General features: G+C 58.1%; 21 protein-coding genes. 7 read left to right on the top strand and 14 right to left on the bottom strand.

Features of this window, described 5'->3' with window-relative positions:
• Positions 1–147: 147 nt before the first annotated feature.
• The gene (locus ACVWZU_RS06920) at positions 148–360 is read left to right on the top strand and encodes a TOBE domain-containing protein (RefSeq protein WP_414382929.1); all 213 of its coding nucleotides are present in this window, start codon (positions 148–150) and stop codon (positions 358–360) included.
• A gap of 26 nt (positions 361–386) precedes the next feature.
• On the opposite strand, the gene ACVWZU_RS06915 is transcribed toward ACVWZU_RS06920, so the two are convergent.
• The 14 genes from ACVWZU_RS06915 to ACVWZU_RS06850 all read right to left on the bottom strand — a co-directional run bounded on the left by ACVWZU_RS06915 (position 387) and on the right by ACVWZU_RS06850 (position 9,372).
• Positions 387–2,039, bottom strand: a complete 1,653-nt coding sequence (locus ACVWZU_RS06915; protein ID WP_457444053.1) for a helix-turn-helix domain-containing protein — start codon at positions 2,037–2,039, stop codon at positions 387–389.
• A gap of 342 nt (positions 2,040–2,381) precedes the next feature.
• Entirely contained in the window at positions 2,382–2,639 is a 258-nt protein-coding gene (locus tag ACVWZU_RS06910; protein ID WP_011430669.1) for a hypothetical protein, read from the bottom strand.
• Positions 2,640–2,733: 94 nt separating this feature from the next.
• Entirely contained in the window at positions 2,734–3,003 is a 270-nt protein-coding gene (locus ACVWZU_RS06905; protein ID WP_414390678.1) for a ferrous iron transport protein A, read from the bottom strand.
• Between the two features lie 137 nt (positions 3,004–3,140).
• Positions 3,141–3,440 carry a 2Fe-2S iron-sulfur cluster-binding protein gene (locus tag ACVWZU_RS06900; protein WP_099813376.1) on the bottom strand — a complete coding sequence of 100 codons (300 nt, stop codon included), beginning with the start codon at positions 3,438–3,440 and terminating at the stop codon, positions 3,141–3,143.
• 42 nt (positions 3,441–3,482) lie between these two features.
• Positions 3,483–3,848, bottom strand: coding sequence for a nitrogenase-stabilizing/protective protein NifW (nifW, locus tag ACVWZU_RS06895; RefSeq protein WP_457444051.1), 366 nt, complete (start codon positions 3,846–3,848; stop codon positions 3,483–3,485).
• Positions 3,845–4,108, bottom strand: coding sequence for a CCE_0567 family metalloprotein (locus ACVWZU_RS06890; RefSeq protein ID WP_414351585.1), 264 nt, complete (start codon positions 4,106–4,108; stop codon positions 3,845–3,847). Before ACVWZU_RS06890 ends, nifW begins: the two co-directional genes overlap by 4 nt.
• Positions 4,109–4,174: 66 nt before the next feature.
• Positions 4,175–4,630, bottom strand: coding sequence for a NifX-associated nitrogen fixation protein (locus ACVWZU_RS06885; RefSeq protein WP_457444049.1), 456 nt, complete (start codon positions 4,628–4,630; stop codon positions 4,175–4,177).
• A 2-nt stretch (positions 4,631–4,632) separates the two neighbouring features.
• On the bottom strand, positions 4,633–5,052 hold the full coding sequence (nifX, locus tag ACVWZU_RS06880) for a nitrogen fixation protein NifX (protein ID WP_414342057.1): 420 nt from the start codon (positions 5,050–5,052) through the stop codon (positions 4,633–4,635).
• Between the two features lie 74 nt (positions 5,053–5,126).
• Positions 5,127–6,464, bottom strand: a complete 1,338-nt coding sequence (nifN, locus tag ACVWZU_RS06875) for a nitrogenase iron-molybdenum cofactor biosynthesis protein NifN (RefSeq protein WP_011432072.1) — start codon at positions 6,462–6,464, stop codon at positions 5,127–5,129.
• On the bottom strand, positions 6,452–7,858 hold the full coding sequence (gene nifE, locus ACVWZU_RS06870; protein ID WP_457403726.1) for a nitrogenase iron-molybdenum cofactor biosynthesis protein NifE: 1,407 nt from the start codon (positions 7,856–7,858) through the stop codon (positions 6,452–6,454). Before nifE ends, nifN begins: the two co-directional genes overlap by 13 nt.
• Positions 7,849–8,208 carry a Mo-dependent nitrogenase C-terminal domain-containing protein gene (locus ACVWZU_RS06865; protein WP_457440172.1) on the bottom strand — a complete coding sequence of 120 codons (360 nt, stop codon included), beginning with the start codon at positions 8,206–8,208 and terminating at the stop codon, positions 7,849–7,851. Before ACVWZU_RS06865 ends, nifE begins: the two co-directional genes overlap by 10 nt.
• A gap of 3 nt (positions 8,209–8,211) precedes the next feature.
• The gene (locus ACVWZU_RS06860; RefSeq protein ID WP_011430659.1) at positions 8,212–8,436 is read right to left on the bottom strand and encodes a DUF2949 domain-containing protein; all 225 of its coding nucleotides are present in this window, start codon (positions 8,434–8,436) and stop codon (positions 8,212–8,214) included.
• A 42-nt stretch (positions 8,437–8,478) separates the two neighbouring features.
• The gene (locus ACVWZU_RS06855; protein WP_011432075.1) at positions 8,479–9,024 is read right to left on the bottom strand and encodes a ferritin-like domain-containing protein; all 546 of its coding nucleotides are present in this window, start codon (positions 9,022–9,024) and stop codon (positions 8,479–8,481) included.
• Positions 9,025–9,078: 54 nt separating this feature from the next.
• A complete protein-coding gene (locus tag ACVWZU_RS06850; RefSeq protein WP_099813101.1) occupies positions 9,079–9,372 on the bottom strand; it encodes an Asr1405/Asl0597 family protein in 294 nt (97 codons plus the stop codon).
• Positions 9,373–10,144: 772 nt separating this feature from the next.
• Here ACVWZU_RS06850 and nifB point away from each other — a divergent pair.
• The 6 genes from nifB (at position 10,145) to nifD (ending at position 16,823) form a co-directional block, all read left to right on the top strand.
• Positions 10,145–11,581 (top strand): nitrogenase cofactor biosynthesis protein NifB, encoded by a 1,437-nt coding sequence (gene nifB, locus ACVWZU_RS06845; protein ID WP_414332068.1) that lies wholly within the window; start codon positions 10,145–10,147, stop codon positions 11,579–11,581.
• 25 nt (positions 11,582–11,606) lie between these two features.
• A complete protein-coding gene (gene fdxB / locus ACVWZU_RS06840; protein ID WP_414412564.1) occupies positions 11,607–11,900 on the top strand; it encodes a ferredoxin III, nif-specific in 294 nt (97 codons plus the stop codon).
• Positions 11,901–11,939: 39 nt separating this feature from the next.
• Entirely contained in the window at positions 11,940–13,139 is a 1,200-nt protein-coding gene (gene nifS, locus ACVWZU_RS06835; RefSeq protein WP_041438416.1) for a cysteine desulfurase NifS, read from the top strand.
• 56 nt (positions 13,140–13,195) lie between these two features.
• A complete protein-coding gene (gene nifU, locus ACVWZU_RS06830; RefSeq protein ID WP_457444046.1) occupies positions 13,196–14,107 on the top strand; it encodes a Fe-S cluster assembly protein NifU in 912 nt (303 codons plus the stop codon).
• A gap of 277 nt (positions 14,108–14,384) precedes the next feature.
• The gene (gene nifH / locus ACVWZU_RS06825; protein WP_011430651.1) at positions 14,385–15,263 is read left to right on the top strand and encodes a nitrogenase iron protein; all 879 of its coding nucleotides are present in this window, start codon (positions 14,385–14,387) and stop codon (positions 15,261–15,263) included.
• Positions 15,264–15,359: 96 nt separating this feature from the next.
• Complete coding sequence (gene nifD / locus ACVWZU_RS06820) at positions 15,360–16,823, top strand: nitrogenase molybdenum-iron protein alpha chain (protein ID WP_457444044.1); 1,464 nt, start codon at positions 15,360–15,362, stop codon at positions 16,821–16,823.
• Positions 16,824–16,850: the final 27 nt, after the last annotated feature.

Raw genomic sequence — 16,850 nt, 5'->3', positions numbered from 1 at the left:
TAGACTATCGGCAGCCATTCCTCCCCAGAGGCAACGATAAGCATCTGATAGTATTGAAACCAATGTTGAATGGCCATCTGCCGAGATCCTTCTTGTTCAGTTTGGTCAACACCCCTGTTGCTTTAAGTGTTCAACAAAGGAGAAATCATGCAAATCAGCACTCGCAACTTGTTTAAAGGAACTGTAAAAAGTGTCCAGGTAGGCATGGTCAATGCCGAAATTATTCTGGAAGTTGCACCAGGCATAGAAATAACAGCCATTATTTCTAAGCACTCTGCCGAACGGTTGGGCATAGCAGTTGGGAAAGAAGCGTATGCTGCCATCAAAGCCTCAGATGTGGTCATTGCCGTGGATGAGTGAGTGGATGAGTGAATTGAGTAACTGGCCTAGACTTGATGTTGCCTGGGATCCAAATACAGGGCTTTGATAAGGCGCTGGCGATCGTTTAGGCTGATCCGAAGCCGCCCATTCTCTACATCCCGCACCCAGCTCTGGCTGCGCCCCAGCCTCTGGGCCAATTCCCGCTGGCTGATTCCCTTTTGCCGGCGTGCCGCCGAGATATCCGCTCCACGCAAAGCTTTGCTTGAGGGGAAGTCTTTTGGGTTTTCGGGAGGGCCAGGGAGATCCGAGTCTGTTGCAACAGGCGCAGACTTTGCCCTACGCTGCCGCCGAGATCCCGATTCTCGGGTTGGGGATCTGGCTTCTTGAACTACTCGACGATGCCAGTCGGAGGGCAGATGAAATCGTTGAATGCGAGCCTGCATCAAGAGTCCCCACTTGCCCCGCGGCCCGGCAGCGGTCAGCAGGCCGCCATTATTGGCATCTTCAATCCAAAAGTTCAATGCCTCGTCCGCATCCTCGGGCACAGCTTCCAGGCGAGCCCACAGGGGTTGAATGGAAGAAGGATAGGTGAGGGGATCGAACTCCGGCTTGAGGCCGTAGTGGTTGAGAACCTCCAGATCGCTTTCAAAGGTGCGCACCAGCCGTTTGCGTTCTTGGAGATTGAGATAAGCTTCCTGCAGTCGCTCTTCCCCGTAGGCCACTCGCATCAGGGTGGGCACCGTCAGACGCTGTTGCCGCCCCATCCTCACTTTGAACAACAGCCACAGCAGCAGGCGCATGGCTCCTTCATGGTGTTGCCAATGGCTCATCACGGCCTGCAGCAGGGATAGGGGCAGGCTGCTGTACTGATAAAAGGCTTGCCCCTGGCGGCACCCTTGTTGATTGAGAAAGTACCGTGTCCATTCGCCGGGCTGAATCGCCCAAGTCAGGCCCACCAGATGGTTGCAGCCCTGCTCATCTTTTTGAAAGTGGCGATGCATCTTGAGCAGCCTCCACAGGGGGCCAGCCGGTACTGAAAACCCCTTCACCCGCCCCTGATCCGGCCAATCGATGGAGACTTGAATCCGACAGAGCTGCTCTATCCAGGTCATGAACAGGTGGAGACGGGTCATCTTGCTCAGATCTTTACGTTTATCCCAGCCCAAATAGGACTCCAATTGTGAGTCGGTGAAAACAAAGGATTCCTTCCAGGGGCTATCCAACCCGGCGGCATAGGCAGCAAAAATAAGATGCAAACAGGCAGTTCGCACATCGATCGGAGCACTTTGTGGGATCCCGTCCAAACATAGAGTTAGGGTCAGAGATCCCTGGTTGTGGCCAACAGATTTCTGATAGCAAACCTGGTTATCTCCCTGCTTTTGCAGATTGAGAGATTGAAATTGAGATAGGAAATTGCAAGCTTCCCAGACCACAATTGACGAAGCAAAAGCCTGGCTATGGCCGTTCAAAAATAGAGGTGGACTGCTGCGAATGCGGGCCGTGACCGTGCGGTTGCGCCCCTTCATGGCTTCATAAGGCTGCGGGGCAGAACCGGGACACAGGCTGACGCACTGAGGTTCTGGGAAGAAACCTTCGCAGTCATTGCACAACAGAGGATTAATCCAGTATTCCCCATCCTGGACAACGATAGCTTTTGTAGGACAGCTATCTACGCAAGCGTTGCAACCGATACAATTCCCTGAGATTTGATAAGCCATAGCCCTCGAACTCCATAGCGTTTCCCTGTAGCTCTCCTTTGTTCACGCCTGCTATCGCATCTGCAAAACCCTAAACCCGGCCATGGAGACCTTCCTCGCAAAGCCGTGGCAGCCCGGCGAGAGACCTTAGTTTAAGGTCTGTTTCCTAAGCTCAATTCGTGAACTGGATTGAACGATACCTCAAAAGATCCCCGGCAGGCCAGGGAGATTTGGTCTAGGGTGAACCTTCTGGAAAGCTTTGTTTTCTCTTAACTTCTAATGTTTACAGTGAACTTTTGAGATGGCTTTGCAGGCTACTCCTCCCCCTTGAGAGCCTTTTGGGGATCCGAACTGCAACAAGTGTCAGGCGAAACGCTCAATAACCAAGCCGACACAAGGTCGTCCGCCCACCCAATACGCCGATTCATCGGCAAGGTTGTGGCTTGGCTCCAGATGCCAACCCAAGGGATTGGGTTCTAGCTCCAGCGCCCGCACGATTTCTTCTGGGCTGAGCCCTGTGCAGAGTTGAATGTGTTGCAACTTGGGAAATGGCTTTTCCACAAGGCTAAGCTCTTCAGCAGCTTTAAGGATGGAGCCCAGGTGTAGCAAACAGGTGTTCATAGCTTTGCTCCCAAATCAAGATAGATTATGAAGAGATGTGCTTACCTTGAGTGTCTCTCATTGCAAGTTAAAAATTGGGTAAATAGACTACATTTTAGAAGGCTCTTGGCAAATTTAAGATTGTTTTCTTATTCGGTTCTTGGGGAGGCGCTAGGGTGCAACGGGGATCCATGTAAACCCAGATGGGTTTAGCTAAATGAGCAGGAAGGGAAAGTTGGCCACTGGGTAGGAGTAGGATCCACTCAGGGTGACGTTGGATAACCTGGAGATAGGTACCTGGAGTGAGACCCATTTGCTGCAATTGGGCGCAAGCAGCTTCGGATCCGCGCAGTTGGTAGATGCGACCTTCTTCTCCAACCTTCATGAGTTGGAGAGGAGATATGGTTATTGAGATCTTAGGGACGGTGGGCGGTGCCAACATATAGGGATCCCTAATTCTAGAAAAAAATAGAAAAAAGGCTGCTTAAGCCTAGCGGCAAGCAGCTGGAGAGCGGCGGTCTATCAAACCAAGTAAGCTTCCTGGTGAGTGCGAATCGTACAATTGGAGCGAGGTTTAGCCACGCAGAGCAGCACAAATCCCTTGGCTATTTGTTCCTCATCCAGAAAGGTTTGCTCCGATTGATCGACTTCTCCCTCTACCACTTTGGCCACGCAAGAGGAACAACTACCGGAGCGGCAGGAAGAGGGCAAATCCACATCTTGATCCTCAGCCGCTTCTAGGATGGTCGAATCTTCATCTACTGAGATATAGGTGTCGAGCCGTCGTTTTGGGTTAACCAAGTGAACTGTGTAGGTAGCCATGATGAGATCTCCAGAGAGTTGACGAGGGGTAAACAAGGGAGCTTAGGCAGGGATCCCAGGGCTGCATTCGCCCCGCTCTCCCAAAGAGCTGCAGCCGGCACAGCCGCCGACAGCATCTGGACAACCGTAGTCTTGAAAGACTCGGAATAGCTTCTCCTGCTGCGGAGTAGAGGTGAGAAAGGTTTGGTACGCTTTTTCCAGCGCTTGCCGGGCTTGCTCCAATCGCTCTTCTTCGCTGCCCTGGAAGTGCTCCAGAGGAGCCAGATACTGAGCAAATTTGCGTAAGATATGCAAGCGATTTACATTGACCACCCGCGGATCGTAGGGGAGCTCGAAAAAAGCGAAATAATCTTCGGCATTGATCAGGGCTTGGAAGTCTTTCCAACGGCGGTTGTGGTTCCAACTCATCGGCAGGTCTCCAGGGTTTTCAAGCGTTGTCTGAGGGTGTGCAGCCGGGCAAACAGGGCATAGGTGCGGGCTGCCAAGTCGGGGAGTCGCTCGAACCCGTCGGGTAGCCCCTCGGCCAGATCGTGCAGATCCATTTTCAGTTGGCCTGCTTTGCTGTTTAGGCGCTTGATCTCGCTGCGGAGCTGGTCGGCAGAGAGGTGTTCGAAGGGCTCGAAAGCCAGGTCGTTCACAACATTCTCAACGTCACTCTCATTCAACATGGGCAAGGCACTCCTAATTGCTGAAGAAAAAGAAGAAAAAATGGCTGCCGGGACGGAGACAAGCGGCTACAGTCGGCCCACCTCGGGGTAGGTTCGGGCCAGTTGGATCCCTTTGTCGATAAGGGCAGTAGCTTTTTCAGTGAGCTGTTCGAGAGACTCGAAACCGAAGCGATGGGCGTCTCGCAGGGTGTTGACCACCAACAACAGCCGCCCCGAGAAGACCAGCACCCAACCAAAGCCTTCGCTGTTGAGATCCAGCACCACCTGAGCCAGGAGGCCCGTCTCCTTTTCGATCAGGGCGGCAATGGCGCGGTAGTAGATGAGAATGCGGCTCCGCACCCCGGGATCCACCTCCCCTTCGAGGGATATCTGGCGTTTTTGGGCTTTGGTGACGACAAAGGGCTTGAGCAGCAACTCATCCCTCCAGGTGCGGTAGGTGCCGTAGGGATCCGCCGCCCGCAGCTGGCGGACGATCTCCTGCAGGATGGGGCTGGTCGAGGGGGAAAGAGGGGTAACCGTCATGGCTAAACCTCCGCAGGGGAAGTAGAGGGATTTGGGGCTTCGGCTTTGCGGGCGCGCTCGGCCAAGAGCACTTTGCGCAGCCAGGGGGGAGGATTGTGCAGGGTGGTTACCAGGCGCTGCAACAAGCTCTCGATGGATTCTTCTTCCGACTGCACTTTGATGGGGGTGATGCGGCGGTTGATCAGGCGGGCGGCGGCACTGCTGCCAATGGCAGCCACGTAGATGAGGGTGACATCGGCCAAAGCCTGCAGCTTGGGCACCAGCTTGTCCTCGTTGCCATCTGCCTCCAAGTTGCCCCCAAAGGTGAGGGTCTTACAAAATCGGTAGCCTTCGGGGGTGACTTCGTAGAGGTCGATCTGGTTGGCCCAGCCAAAGTGGGCATTGACGTGCTTGCCGTCGCGGGTTGTAAAGGCCACTTGCATAGGCGTTCTCCTTAGAACCGTGAACTTGAGGGTTTAGGGGAGCTAGGGGGATCTAGCTCGAAGCTCTGGATCCCTTAGAATCCATGCCCAGAAACCTGGGGTGGGCTGGGGTGACGGGCTTCCTCCTGCTCCATCAGCAGGTTGCCGACAGCAAACAGTTGGGATAGGGTGCCGCGATAGCCCACCTGACAGAGGTGGTTGGCCCCCAGCCGGTCGAAGATGGGGATCCCCATCCGATGCACCGGGATCCCCAGCCGCTTGCCCAGGCGCGCCACGTGGGAGTTGCCCACCAGCAGGTCAGCCCCGGGTGCTAGCTCCTCCAGATCCCCCAGATCTCCCACCCGCACTGCCTCAATGGGAAGGGTGGTCAAGTGGGGATCCGGTGTGGGACTGATGGCCGCCTGGATCTGACAGCCCATATCCAGCAGCCAGTCCACCCACCCCCAGAGCAGATCGGCTTCTAGGGCCAAGGCAATCCGCTGGTTGCCGAAGAAAAAGTGGCAATCCAGGAGGGCATCTTGAACCTGGCTGCGCTGGCGGCGGTAGCGAGAGGGCACCGGCTGCTGGCTGTGATCGGCCAAGGTTGCCAAAAAGGGATCCACAGCCTTGAGACCGGTCAGGTGGGGGAAAACCCGATAGGGGGTGCCAAAGCGCTGGGCCAGGATCTGAGCGGCAGGGCGCATGCTCTCGCCGACAGCTATGGTGAGGCCGGATCGCCCGAGCTGGCGCAATTGCTCAAGGGTGGTGCCGCCGTCTGGGGTCGCCCTAAAGCCGGTGCCCAAGTGTCCGTCCAGGGAACCCGCGGGATCCGGCACCAGGATCGGCTCTAGGCCAAAAGCCTCCGCCATTTCTTTGATCTCCTGGGCGTCGGCAGGGGTGAGGGCAGGCCCGCACAGCACCGTTACCTGGGCAGGGCGGACGGATCCCGACGGCGATTCCGGCAGGGTGCTGACCAAGCTGTTGACGGCGATGGCATAGCCGTCCTGCAGGGATCCCTTAAAGTCAGGCGTGGAGGCCAAGACGATGGGCAGATCCTGCAATTGCGGCTGGCGTCGGCGCAGCTCCCGCAGGATGCGCGGCATATCGTCCCCGCGGGTTTCCGTGAGGCCGGTGGTCAGAAGACCAATCAGCTCCGGCTGGGCCTTCTCCACCAAGGTGAGGATGGCAGCTTCGACATTCTCCTCGCCTCCCAAGATGGTGTCCACTTCGGACATGGCAGTGGTGGACATGGGAATGGCCTCGCGGAAATGACGTACCAGCAGCGCTTTGGCAAAGGCCGTACAGCCTTGGGAACCGTGGAAGAGCGGCAGACAGCCCTTGATCCCCAGAAAGGCCAGGGCCGCTCCCAGCGGAGCGCTGAGTTTGAGGGGGTTGACGCTGAGGGGCTTGCGTTCTTGAATCAACTGGGCCATCCTCCCACCTCCTTTGCTGCTGAGGTCTCCCAGGGGGCAGGCCGTCGCAACTGCTCCCAAATGGGACTGTGGAGGGCGGCATCGATCTCCCGCGCCAAGTTCACCAGGCCGCGATAGCCGGCATAGGCATGGTGCCGCTCCTGGTTGATGTCCAGAAAGGGGATGCGGGCCTTGAGGGCGGTGTACTGGTTGCGTCCGCCGGCGATGAGCAAGTCCGCTTTCGTGCGCTCCACCACCTTGAGCAGCTCTTGCGGGCTGCCCTTGTCCAAGAGAATGCCATCCTGGCCAAGCAGCTCGCGGATGCGGGCTTTGTCTTCTTCGGTGCTTTTGCGGGTGCTGGTGGCCGTTACCTGCATCCCCAGATCTCGAGCGGCGGAGATGATCGACCAACTTTTCACCCCGCCGGTATAAAGGACAACTCGTTTGCCCGCCAGCCGCTGCCGGTAGGGGGCCAAAGCCGCCTCGGTGGCGCGAGTTTCCCGCTCGATGAGGGCCTCGGTACGCTCCTGCAGTTGCGGATCCTTCAGCCCTTGGGCAATGGCCCGTAGGCAGTGGTTCATCTCCTGCAGCCCGTAAAAGGAAGCCTCAATGTAGGGGATCCCATAGCGCTCCTGCATCTTGCGGCCCACATTGAGCAAGGCTTTAGCGCAGATGAGAACGTTCAGCTTGGCCCGGTGGGCGGTACAGATCTCGCGGTAGCGGCCATCGCCGGTGATCTTGGCCAAGATGCGGATCCCCAGCTCGTCAAACAGAGGCAAGACATCCCACAGCTCGCCGGCAATGTTGTACTCGCCGATGAGGTTAATGTCGCGGGGAGTGGTGTACTCCGGGGAGGCGGTGCCGATAACATAGTCCAGCAAGGCTTCTCCGGCCAGACGGTTGCCTAGGTTTTTGCTGCCCACAAAGCCGGGCGCATTCACCGGAATGACCGGGATCCCAAGCTGGCGGCTGGCCCGCTGACACACGGCCTCCACATCGTCGCCAATGAGGGCAGTTACACAAGTGAGATAGACAAAAATGGCGGCAGGCTGGTATTTGGCCTGCAAGTCAAGGATGGCCTGGAACAGCTTTTCCTCCCCCCCGAAGATGATCTCGTTCTCGCTCAGATCGGTGGTGAAGCCCACCCGATAAAGCTGGGGGCCAGAAGAGAGGCTGCCCCGCGTCCCCCAAGAGTTGCCGCTGCAGGCGATCGGTCCATGTACTAGATGGGCGGCATCGGCGATCGGCACCAGGGCAATCGAAGCCCCGTCAAAGGCACAGCCTCCCTGCGCTCCTCCTGGCTTGGCTTGCTCGGCACAGACTTTGTTTTTGCCTTTGCCGTCTTTCTTGTGGTTGTGCTCGCAGGCGGTCTCGTTGAGCAGCTCCGCCACTTTAGTCCGGCTGATCAAGGGCATGATGGGATCTCCTGAGAAGAGGGGGGCTGGGGTTGAGCCGCAGCTTCGGCCAGATAAGCCGCCGCCCGTAGCCGCAGGGCGATGATCTCCTCGTAGAGGGGGTTGATGCGACAGAGGGCCGGAATGTGGACGGTGCGGGATCCCAGTCGGATATCCCGCTCAAAGGGACAGGAAGCCGGGATCAAACGACAAATCCAACGGGCCTGCCGGGATCCGCGAATTTCAATGCTGTTGAGCCAGCGGCGCGGCCACTGCAGGGCAGATCTGAAAATTGGGTTAAAAACCAGGCCGAGCCATCCCAAAGGGTTGCCGACTCTGGGAAAGGGAAGAGAAGGGTAGGGATAAGTCATGGCTTAAACCTCCGAATGGGTAGAATTGGTAACAAGAGGAGGGGGAGCACACCATTCAAAAATCTGCTCCAGTTGCTCCAAGGAAATCAGCCCGTAATGCCAAAGAATCATGGGCAAAGGGCCCTGTTCACACCCATGCCGTTTCAGGGCGAAGGTGAGGGCGGATTCCGGGATCCCAAGCTCAACTTGCAAAAACTGCAGCAGCGGCGCCCGATCGGGGGTAAGCATGGCAGAGTCTCCCAAAACGAGGGGTGGGCGTAGATGGGCAAGCTAGGATGGGGACAAGCCCAAAACCAAGCTGTCGGCAGCCAGAAAGTGGGCCAGGTGAAAGGCCCGTTCTTCCGTCCGCAGCAAAATCTGCTCGTAGAGGTGACGGGTGGCGCGATCCCCAACACTTTCCGCCAGAGCCGCCTGGCGACGCAGCAGATCGATTAGGCTTTGCTCGGCCCGCAAATCCGCTTCCAGCATGGGCCGCACAGCCAACGCATCGTCCCCTTCTGGGCTGAAGCAGCACAGCTCCGCCAGCTTGGCAAAGCTGGAGGCCGGGATCCCACCCAGGCCGTTCAGGCGCTCCCCCACCTCATGGGCGTGGTTCTGAACTTCCTGTAGACTTTCGTTGAAAAATTGATGAATTGAGTAGAACTCTGCTCCTTCGACAACCAGATGGTGCTTCAGATACTGCAAATACAGCCCCTGAAGACTGGCCCAAGCCAGGTTGAGGCCCTCGCAGATGGGAACCGTGATCTCCCGTCCCAGGTGAACGGGGTTGTCTCGGACTTGTTGGAAGGAGCGAGTTGAGGGGGATGGAGTGGTCATTGGCGCTACCAAAACGAGGTGAACAGGAGAAGCAAGAAGGCAAACGGCAGAGGTTCAGGGGTGGTCATCCCCTCCTGCAGATCTCTCAGGGGGATCCCAGGTCTGGAGAGACCAGCAGCGATCCAACCAACTCAGCCAGCCAGAGCGGTTGAGGGTGAAAAGGCGGAGCACACTGTGGACGAGGAGGGCTTCGGTGGGGGTGCGAATCATCACCCACAGTTGGCCGGTCGGGGTACAGCCACAGGTCAAATCCAGCTCCTGCAGACGGTAGAGAATCCGCCAGCGATCGCAACGGGGCACCTGCAGCACTTCAGCCGTTTTCGGTGGGGGAGAAACAAGGGGGGACATAAGCTCACCGGTTGGGAAGCAGGGGGCGAGTCTCAGCAGAGGGCAGAACCGTTGGGGTTCTGTTCCCCCGCTTATATCCCCCGCTTATAGCAAGCGGCTGCAGGGGCTCAGGCTTGGCAGCGGGCGATCAGGATTGATTGAGTTATTGCTGATGTACTCAAGCCCTGGAAGCTTGGCCCAGAGGGCAAAAAAAGTTTTTCTGAGGGCAGGGGGTTGAGTCTTTTGCCCGCAGGGATCCGGTATTTTTGGGGAAGGGTATGGGTATTTGAGCGAGTACATCCCCCCTGTCACAACAAGAAAGTCCGACGGCCTGCCGCCGCAGTAGTCTTCACTTCCTTGGCGAGGACTTTGCCCCAGGGGGATCTTTCCTCAAACTCAAACGGCTATTTTCAATACACTTTTGGGCTGATACGATATTAAATCGTAGCAATTGATGCAAAACGCAGCCGAGGCTGCGGCGCTTGAGTGCATCTGAGCAGATTTTTAGTATTTCCTAAGCATTGCCCCAAGCCCTTGTCGAATCAGGGATTCCGGGGATCCTCCCCACAGCCGGATCCCCCGCCCCTTTGGGTCAAAATACGGCATCCCCGGCCTTGAAAAACCAGACCCTTGACCCCTAAAAAAAGTTGGATTTGGCCTGCCATCAGGCTTTGCAGGTCTTGAGTACAAAGCCAATAAACTCGATCAGTTCTACCGGGCTGAGTGCAACGGAGCGGGCAGAGGGCGGTTGATATAACCGCCAGTAACGTTCTATCCCCTGGTTGACCCCACTATGCCGCCCCTTTCAACTCCGCCCCGCCAGGGATCCCCTTCCCCATCGGCCTGCGCTTGCAGCAGCAGCCCCCGCCAGGCTCTCCCCCCTCATCTGCAGCAACGCATCGCCACCCATCCCTGCTACAGCGAAGCAGCTCACCATCACTACGCCCGCATGCACGTGGCGGTAGCCCCCGCCTGCAACATCCAGTGCAACTACTGCAACCGCAAGTTCGACTGTGCCAACGAGAGCCGGCCCGGTGTGGTCAGCGAGCTGCTGACCCCGGCGGAAGCCGCCCACAAAGTGCTGGTGATTGCCGGCAAGATCCCGCAACTGACGGTGGTGGGCATTGCTGGGCCTGGGGATCCCTTGGCCAACCCCAAGCAAACCTTCGAAACCTTTGCCCGCATCGCCGAGAAAGCTCCGGATCTCAAGCTTTGCCTTTCCACCAACGGCCTGATGTTGCCGGACTACATCGACGAGATCAAACGGCTGAACATCGACCACGTCACCCTGACCATCAACATGGTGGATCCAGAGATCGGAGCCAAGATCTACCCCTGGATCCGCTGGCGGCGCAAGCGCATTCGAGGGGTGGAGGCAGCCCGCATCCTGCACGAACGGCAGATGGAAAGCCTGGATCTGCTGCGGGAGGCAGACATCCTCTGCAAAGTCAACTCCGTTCTCATTCCCGGCATCAACGACACCCACCTCTTGGAAGTGAACCGGGTGATCCAGGAGAAAGGGGCTTTCTTGCACAACATCATGCCCCTGATCTCGGCGCCTGAACACGGCACCTACTTCGGCCTTATCGGCCAGCGGGGCCCCACCCCTCAGGAGTTGAAAGCCCTGCAAGATCGGTGCTCCGGCAACATGCGGATGATGCGCCACTGTCGCCAGTGTCGGGCGGACGCGGTGGGCCTTCTGGGGGAAGACCGCAGCCAAGAGTTCACCAAGGAGCGCTTTATGCAGATGACCCCCGAGTACGACCCCGAAAAACGCCGCCAGGTCCAGGCAAGCATTGCCCAACTGCAAGCTCAGCAGCAGGCAGCCCCGACCCACTGGACAGCAGACCTGCCTCCCGACAGCCCCTCCATCCTGGTGGCCGTGGCCAGCAAAGGCGGTGGCTTGGTCAATCGCCACTTCGGCCATGCGCGGGAGTTTTTGATCTACGAGGTCAACGCCCGTGGGGCGCAGTTTGTCGGCCACCGCAAGATCCCGCAGTACTGCCACGGGGGATCCGGCGAGGACAACAACCTAGAGCAAATTCTGGATCTCATCCGGGATTGCCGAGCTGTATTGGTCTCCAAGATTGGCGATTGCCCCATGAAGCGTATTCGCGAGGCCGGCATCGAAGTGGTGGAAGACTACGACCTCATCGAAACGGTGGCCCTCAAGTTTTACCGCACCTGGTTGGTCAACCAGGCCCTGGACAGCAAATCTTCCCGATCTTGAGACCTCATCTTTTGGAGACGCGGCCATGGCTACTGTAACTGCTCTCACCAAAGGCGGACTGCCCTGGATCCCACAGTTTATCGAAAGCCTGGATATCACCCGCTGCCTCGGCTGTAGCCGTTGCCTCAAAGTCTGTGGCCGGGGTGTGTTCGCCCTCAGAGCCCTCAACGAAGACGGCGAGTTTGTCGAAAACGAAGAGGAAGAAGAAAGTGAGCGCAAAGTGATGACCATCCTCAATGCCGCCCTCTGCATCGGCTGTCAGGCTTGCGCCCGCATTTGCCCAAAGCAGTGCCATTCCCACGCTCCGCAAGCCGTTTAACGTTGCCCAACCCCTACCTTGTATCGATTCGGAGCCTGTATGAACCCCGTGATCTACCTGGACAACAACGCCACCACCGCCGTGGATCCCCTGGTTCTGGAGGCGATGCTGCCCTATTTGCAGACCTTCTACGGCAACCCCTCCTCGATGCACAGTTTTGGCGGCCAGGTGGGGCGTGCCCTTAACCAAGCCCGCGAACAGGTGGCAGCCCTTCTGGGAGCCGACCCGACGGAGATCGTCTTCACCAGTGGCGGCACCGAAGGCAACACCACGGCCATTTATGCAGCCTTGGCAGCCCAACCCCAGAAGCGCCACATCATCACCACGCAGGTAGAGCACGCCTCGGTGCTCAACGTCTGCAAGCACCTGGAAAAACAAGGCTACCGCGTCACCTACCTCTCGGTGGATGAGCAAGGCTGCCTGGACTTGCTGGAGTTGGAAGCAGCCCTGACCGGCGATACTGCCCTGGTGAGCTGCATGGCCGCCAACAACGAGACGGGCGTGCTCTTCCCCATCGAGGCGGTGGGATCCCTGGCTCGCAGCTATGGGGCTGTTGTCCATGTGGACGCAGTACAGGCGGTGGGCAAGATCCCCCTCGATCTGCAGCGCCTGCCGGTGGATCTCCTCACCCTTTCCGGGCACAAGCTGCATGCCCCCAAGGGGATCGGCGCTCTCTATGTGCGGCGGGGCTTGCGCTTCCGTCCGTTGCTGCTGGGAGGGCATCAGGAGCGAGGCCGCCGCGCCGGGACGGAAAATGTGCCGGGCATCATCGCCCTGGGCAAGGCAGCGGAGCTGGCCCAAGCCCACCTGGGGGATCCCCATGAGCGGCTGCTGCGGGATCGCCTGGAGCAGGGCTTGCTGCAGCGGATCCCGGATGTCCAGGTTAACGGCCACCCCACTCAGCGGCTGCCCAACACCACCAACTTGGGCTTCAAGTTCGTGGAAGGGGAAGCGATCCTCTTCTGGCTGAACAAATACGGCATCTGCGCCTCCTCCGGCTCCGCCTGCACTTCCGGATCCCTGGAACCCTCCCATGTGCTGCGGGCCATGCGCCTGCCCTACACCGTTTTGCACGGCTCGATCCGCTTCAGCCTCTCCCGCTTTACCCAGCCGGCAGAGGTGGAGCGGGTGCTGGAGGTTTTGCCGGGGATCATCGAGCATTTGCGGGCCATCTCCCCCTTCAGCCACGAGGCGGAAGACTGGCTGCAACAGCAGGAGCGGGAACTGGCTCGCCGCTGACCCCCCTCAAACTCATCTTCCCTCGACCGTTAGCATCCTCAACTCAGGATCCAGCCATGTGGGACTACAGCGAAAAAGTTTTGGAACTCTTCTACCACCCCAAAAACCAAGGGCCAATGGATCCCAGCTCCGAGCCTGGTGTTCGGGTGGTGGTTGGAGAAGTGGGCAGCATCACCTGTGGCGATGCCCTGCGGCTCTACTTAAAGGTGGACGAGGCTAGCGAGCGGATTTTAGCTGCCAGCTTCCAAACCTTCGGCTGCACCAGCGCCATCGCCTCTTCCTCGGCTCTGACGGAGCTGATCACCGGCCTCACCCTGGATGAAGCCCTGCAGATCGACAACCGCCAGATCGCCGATTACCTGGGCGGCTTGCCCCCCGCCAAGATGCACTGCTCGGTGATGGGGCAAGAGGCTCTGGAGGCAGCCATCTACAGCTATCGCGGCCTTCCTCTGCCTGACCACACGGATGATGACAGCGCTTTGGTCTGCTCCTGCTTTGGCGTCAGCGAGCAAAAGATCCGCCGCTTGATCCGGGAAAACCACCTCACCTCCGCTGAGGAAGTAACAGCCTACAGCAAAGCGGGTGGTGGCTGTGGTTCCTGCCTGGCCCAGATTGAAGACCTGATCGCCGCCGTTCTGGCCGAGACTGACGCAACCCCTTCAGAAGATTCAAGAAATTCAAAAGGGAACTCCCAAAACCAGACAGAGCCCTCTCCCGCTGCTCCCTCTCCCCTCACCACCTTGCAAAAGATCGCCCGCATTCAGGCCGTCCTGGAGGAGGAAGTTCGCCCGCTGCTGTTGGCCGATGGCGGCGATGTGGAGCTGTACGACCTGGAAGGGGATCAGGTGTGGGTGCGCCTCAAGGGATCCTGCGCCGCCTGCCCCAGCCAGCAAAACACGCTGCGGTTGCTCATCGAAACCCGCCTGCAAGAACAGGTGTGGCCCACGTTAACCGTGCATGCCCTCTAGTTCCCCATTCTCGATAAGCCTGAGAGCCCTATGATCTGCCCCACTGTTACTCCCCGTCGCTTCCCCCATCTCCTGCCTCGATTCGGGAGAGCCCCACCGCTCGACCGGTTTGCTTTTGGATTCCAAGGGATCCAAGGCTGCCTTCCCGCGAGCTGAAATCCTTTGCAGTAAGGATCCCGTCTCGCTAATGCGACCAGTTGCGCCCATTGGCAAGAGATTTCTAACCCTTAAGTCGCCCTCAAGTTTTTCCTCAAGTCTTCATTAGGAGAACTGAACCATGAGACAAATTGCATTCTACGGCAAAGGCGGTATCGGCAAATCCACCACCTGTCAGAATACCGTTGCCGGTATGGCCGAATTGGGACAGCGGATCATGATCGTCGGCTGCGACCCGAAAGCCGATTCCACCCGCCTCATGTTGCACTGCAAAGCCCAAACCACCGTCCTTCACCTGGCTGCTGAGCGGGGATCCGTAGAAGACGTGGAGCTGGAAGAAGTGGTGCTCACCGGCTACCGAGGGGTGCGCTGTGTGGAGTCTGGTGGCCCCGAGCCTGGCGTTGGCTGTGCCGGACGAGGCATCATCACCGCCATCAATTTCTTGGAAGAAAACGGTGCCTACGAGGATCTGGACTTTGTCTGCTACGACGTGCTGGGGGACGTGGTCTGCGGCGGTTTTGCCATGCCCATCCGGGAGGGCAAGGCCCAAGAGATCTACATTGTTTGCTCCGGCGAAATGATGGCCATGTATGCGGCCAACAACATCGCCCGCGGCGTGCTGAAATACGCCTACTCTGGCGGCGTGCGCTTGGGTGGCTTGATCTGCAACAGCCGCAAAGTGGATCGCGAGATCGAGCTGATCGAGGCTCTGGCCGAAAAGCTGAACACCAAAATGCTGCATTTCATCCCCCGCGACAATGTGGTTCAGCACGCAGAATTGCGCCGCATGACGGTGATCGAGTACTCCCCCGACTGCAACCAAGCTGACGAGTACCGCGCCCTAGCCAAAAAAATCATCAACAACACGGATCTGAGGATCCCCACCCCCATCTCTATGGATGAGCTGGAACAGTTGTTGATAGAGTTCGGCGTTTTGGACGACGACCAGAAAATCGCCCACCTCATCGGCAAAACCGAAAAAGAGTTGGCCCCAGTGTGAACTTAAAGATGGGCTGGGGGTGGATCCCTTCCTCCCTCGGCCCTCGGTTCCCCCTAGTTTCTTTCTCAAAAAAATCCAGTAGATGAGGCTCTTCCCATGACTACTCCAAAAAGCGCCCTCAAAGAGGAAAACCGAAAAGTTATTGCAGAAGTTCTGGAAACCTATCCGGAAAAGGCCAAGCAAAAGCGAGCCAAACACCTCAACGTCTACGACAAGGGCAAAACGGATTGCGGAGTAAAGTCCAACATCAAGTCGATCCCCGGCGTCATGACCACTCGCGGCTGTGCCTATGCCGGTTCCAAGGGGGTGGTGTGGGGGCCGGTCAAAGACATGATCCACCTCAGCCATGGCCCCGTGGGCTGCGGCTACTACTCCTGGTCGGGAAGGCGCAATTACTACGTGGGAATCACCGGGGTGAACACCTTCGGCACCATGCAGTTCACCTCCGATTTCCAGGAGCGAGATGTGGTGTTCGGGGGGGACAAAAAACTGGCCAAACTCTTGGTGGAAGCCAGCGAACTCTTCCCCTTGGCCAAAGGCATTACCATCCAGTCCGAATGCCCCGTCGGCTTGATCGGGGATGACATCGAGGCAGTGGCCAAGAGAGTTTCCAAAGAAATTGGCAAGCCGGTGGTACCGGTGCGCTGCGAAGGCTTTCGGGGGGTCTCCCAGTCCCTGGGCCACCACATCGCCAACGATACGGTGCGGGACTGGGTTTTGCCCATTGCTGACAAGAAAGCCAAGGAGGGATCCCTCAACTTTGAGCCCGGCCCTTATGATGTGGCCCTGATTGGGGACTACAACATCGGCGGCGACGCTTGGTCTTCCCGGATTTTGCTGGAGGAGATGGGCCTGCGGGTAGTGACCCAGTTCTCCGGCGATGGCACCTGGAACGAGATGTTGCTTGCCCCCCGGGTAAAGCTGAATCTCATCCACTGCTACCGATCCATGAACTACATCTGCCGCCACATGGAGGAAACCTACGGGATCCCCTGGCTGGAGTTCAATTTCTTTGGCCCTACCCAAATTGCCAAGTCGCTGCGGGCCATCGCCCAGCGGTTCGACGAGACCATTCAGGCCAAGGCGGAGCAGGTGATCGCCAAGTACCAGCCCCAGAGCGAGGCTGTCATTGCCAAGTATCGTCCCCGCCTGGAGGGCAAGCGGGTGATGCTGATGGTGGGCGGACTGCGACCCCGCCACGTCATCCCGGCCTTCCGGGAGCTGGGCATGGAGGTGATTGCCACCGGCTACGAATTCGGCCACGGCGACGACTACAAGCGCACCACCCAGTACATCGACGACGGCACCCTCATCTACGATGACGTGTCCGGCTACGAGTTTGAAGAATTTGCCAAGAGGTTGAAGCCAGATCTCATCGCCTCCGGCATCAAGGAGAAGTACGTCTTTCAAAAGATGGCTTTGCCCTTCCGCCAGATGCACTCTTGGGACTACTCCGGCCCCTACCACGGCTACGACGGCTTTGCCGTGTTCGCCCGCGATATGGATCTGGCCTTGAATAGCCCCACCTGGGATCTGGTCAAAGCCCCCTGGAAGTCTTAGCTTGCCGCCGGGATCCCAAACGCGAAC

The sequence above is a fragment of the Thermostichus sp. MS-CIW-26 genome, from assembly GCF_054059115.1.
This window is presented reverse-complemented; position numbering and strand designations above follow the sequence as displayed.

Bases quoted from the DNA above. Each gene is read 5' to 3' on its own strand.
- nifB (WP_414332068.1), top strand. From the start codon at position 10,145: ATGCCGCCCCTTTCAACTCCGCCCCGCCAGGGATCCCCTTCCCCATCG.
- ACVWZU_RS06885 (WP_457444049.1), bottom strand. From the start codon at position 4,630: ATGACGGTTACCCCTCTTTCCCCCTCGACCAGCCCCATCCTGCAGGAG.
- ACVWZU_RS06910 (WP_011430669.1), bottom strand. From the start codon at position 2,639: ATGAACACCTGTTTGCTACACCTGGGCTCCATCCTTAAAGCTGCTGAA.
- ACVWZU_RS06915 (WP_457444053.1), bottom strand. From the start codon at position 2,039: ATGGCTTATCAAATCTCAGGGAATTGTATCGGTTGCAACGCTTGCGTA.
- nifU (WP_457444046.1), top strand. From the start codon at position 13,196: ATGTGGGACTACAGCGAAAAAGTTTTGGAACTCTTCTACCACCCCAAA.
- ACVWZU_RS06900 (WP_099813376.1), bottom strand. From the start codon at position 3,440: ATGGCTACCTACACAGTTCACTTGGTTAACCCAAAACGACGGCTCGAC.
- nifE (WP_457403726.1), bottom strand. From the start codon at position 7,858: ATGCCCTTGATCAGCCGGACTAAAGTGGCGGAGCTGCTCAACGAGACC.
- ACVWZU_RS06860 (WP_011430659.1), bottom strand. From the start codon at position 8,436: ATGCTTACCCCCGATCGGGCGCCGCTGCTGCAGTTTTTGCAAGTTGAG.
- ACVWZU_RS06890 (WP_414351585.1), bottom strand. From the start codon at position 4,108: ATGTTGAATGAGAGTGACGTTGAGAATGTTGTGAACGACCTGGCTTTC.
- fdxB (WP_414412564.1), top strand. From the start codon at position 11,607: ATGGCTACTGTAACTGCTCTCACCAAAGGCGGACTGCCCTGGATCCCA.
- ACVWZU_RS06865 (WP_457440172.1), bottom strand. From the start codon at position 8,208: ATGACTTATCCCTACCCTTCTCTTCCCTTTCCCAGAGTCGGCAACCCT.
- nifH (WP_011430651.1), top strand. From the start codon at position 14,385: ATGAGACAAATTGCATTCTACGGCAAAGGCGGTATCGGCAAATCCACC.
- nifX (WP_414342057.1), bottom strand. From the start codon at position 5,052: ATGCAAGTGGCCTTTACAACCCGCGACGGCAAGCACGTCAATGCCCAC.
- nifW (WP_457444051.1), bottom strand. From the start codon at position 3,848: ATGAGTTGGAACCACAACCGCCGTTGGAAAGACTTCCAAGCCCTGATC.
- nifD (WP_457444044.1), top strand. From the start codon at position 15,360: ATGACTACTCCAAAAAGCGCCCTCAAAGAGGAAAACCGAAAAGTTATT.
- ACVWZU_RS06920 (WP_414382929.1), top strand. From the start codon at position 148: ATGCAAATCAGCACTCGCAACTTGTTTAAAGGAACTGTAAAAAGTGTC.
- ACVWZU_RS06905 (WP_414390678.1), bottom strand. From the start codon at position 3,003: ATGAAGGTTGGAGAAGAAGGTCGCATCTACCAACTGCGCGGATCCGAA.
- nifS (WP_041438416.1), top strand. From the start codon at position 11,940: ATGAACCCCGTGATCTACCTGGACAACAACGCCACCACCGCCGTGGAT.
- nifN (WP_011432072.1), bottom strand. From the start codon at position 6,464: ATGGCCCAGTTGATTCAAGAACGCAAGCCCCTCAGCGTCAACCCCCTC.
- ACVWZU_RS06850 (WP_099813101.1), bottom strand. From the start codon at position 9,372: ATGTCCCCCCTTGTTTCTCCCCCACCGAAAACGGCTGAAGTGCTGCAG.
- ACVWZU_RS06855 (WP_011432075.1), bottom strand. From the start codon at position 9,024: ATGACCACTCCATCCCCCTCAACTCGCTCCTTCCAACAAGTCCGAGAC.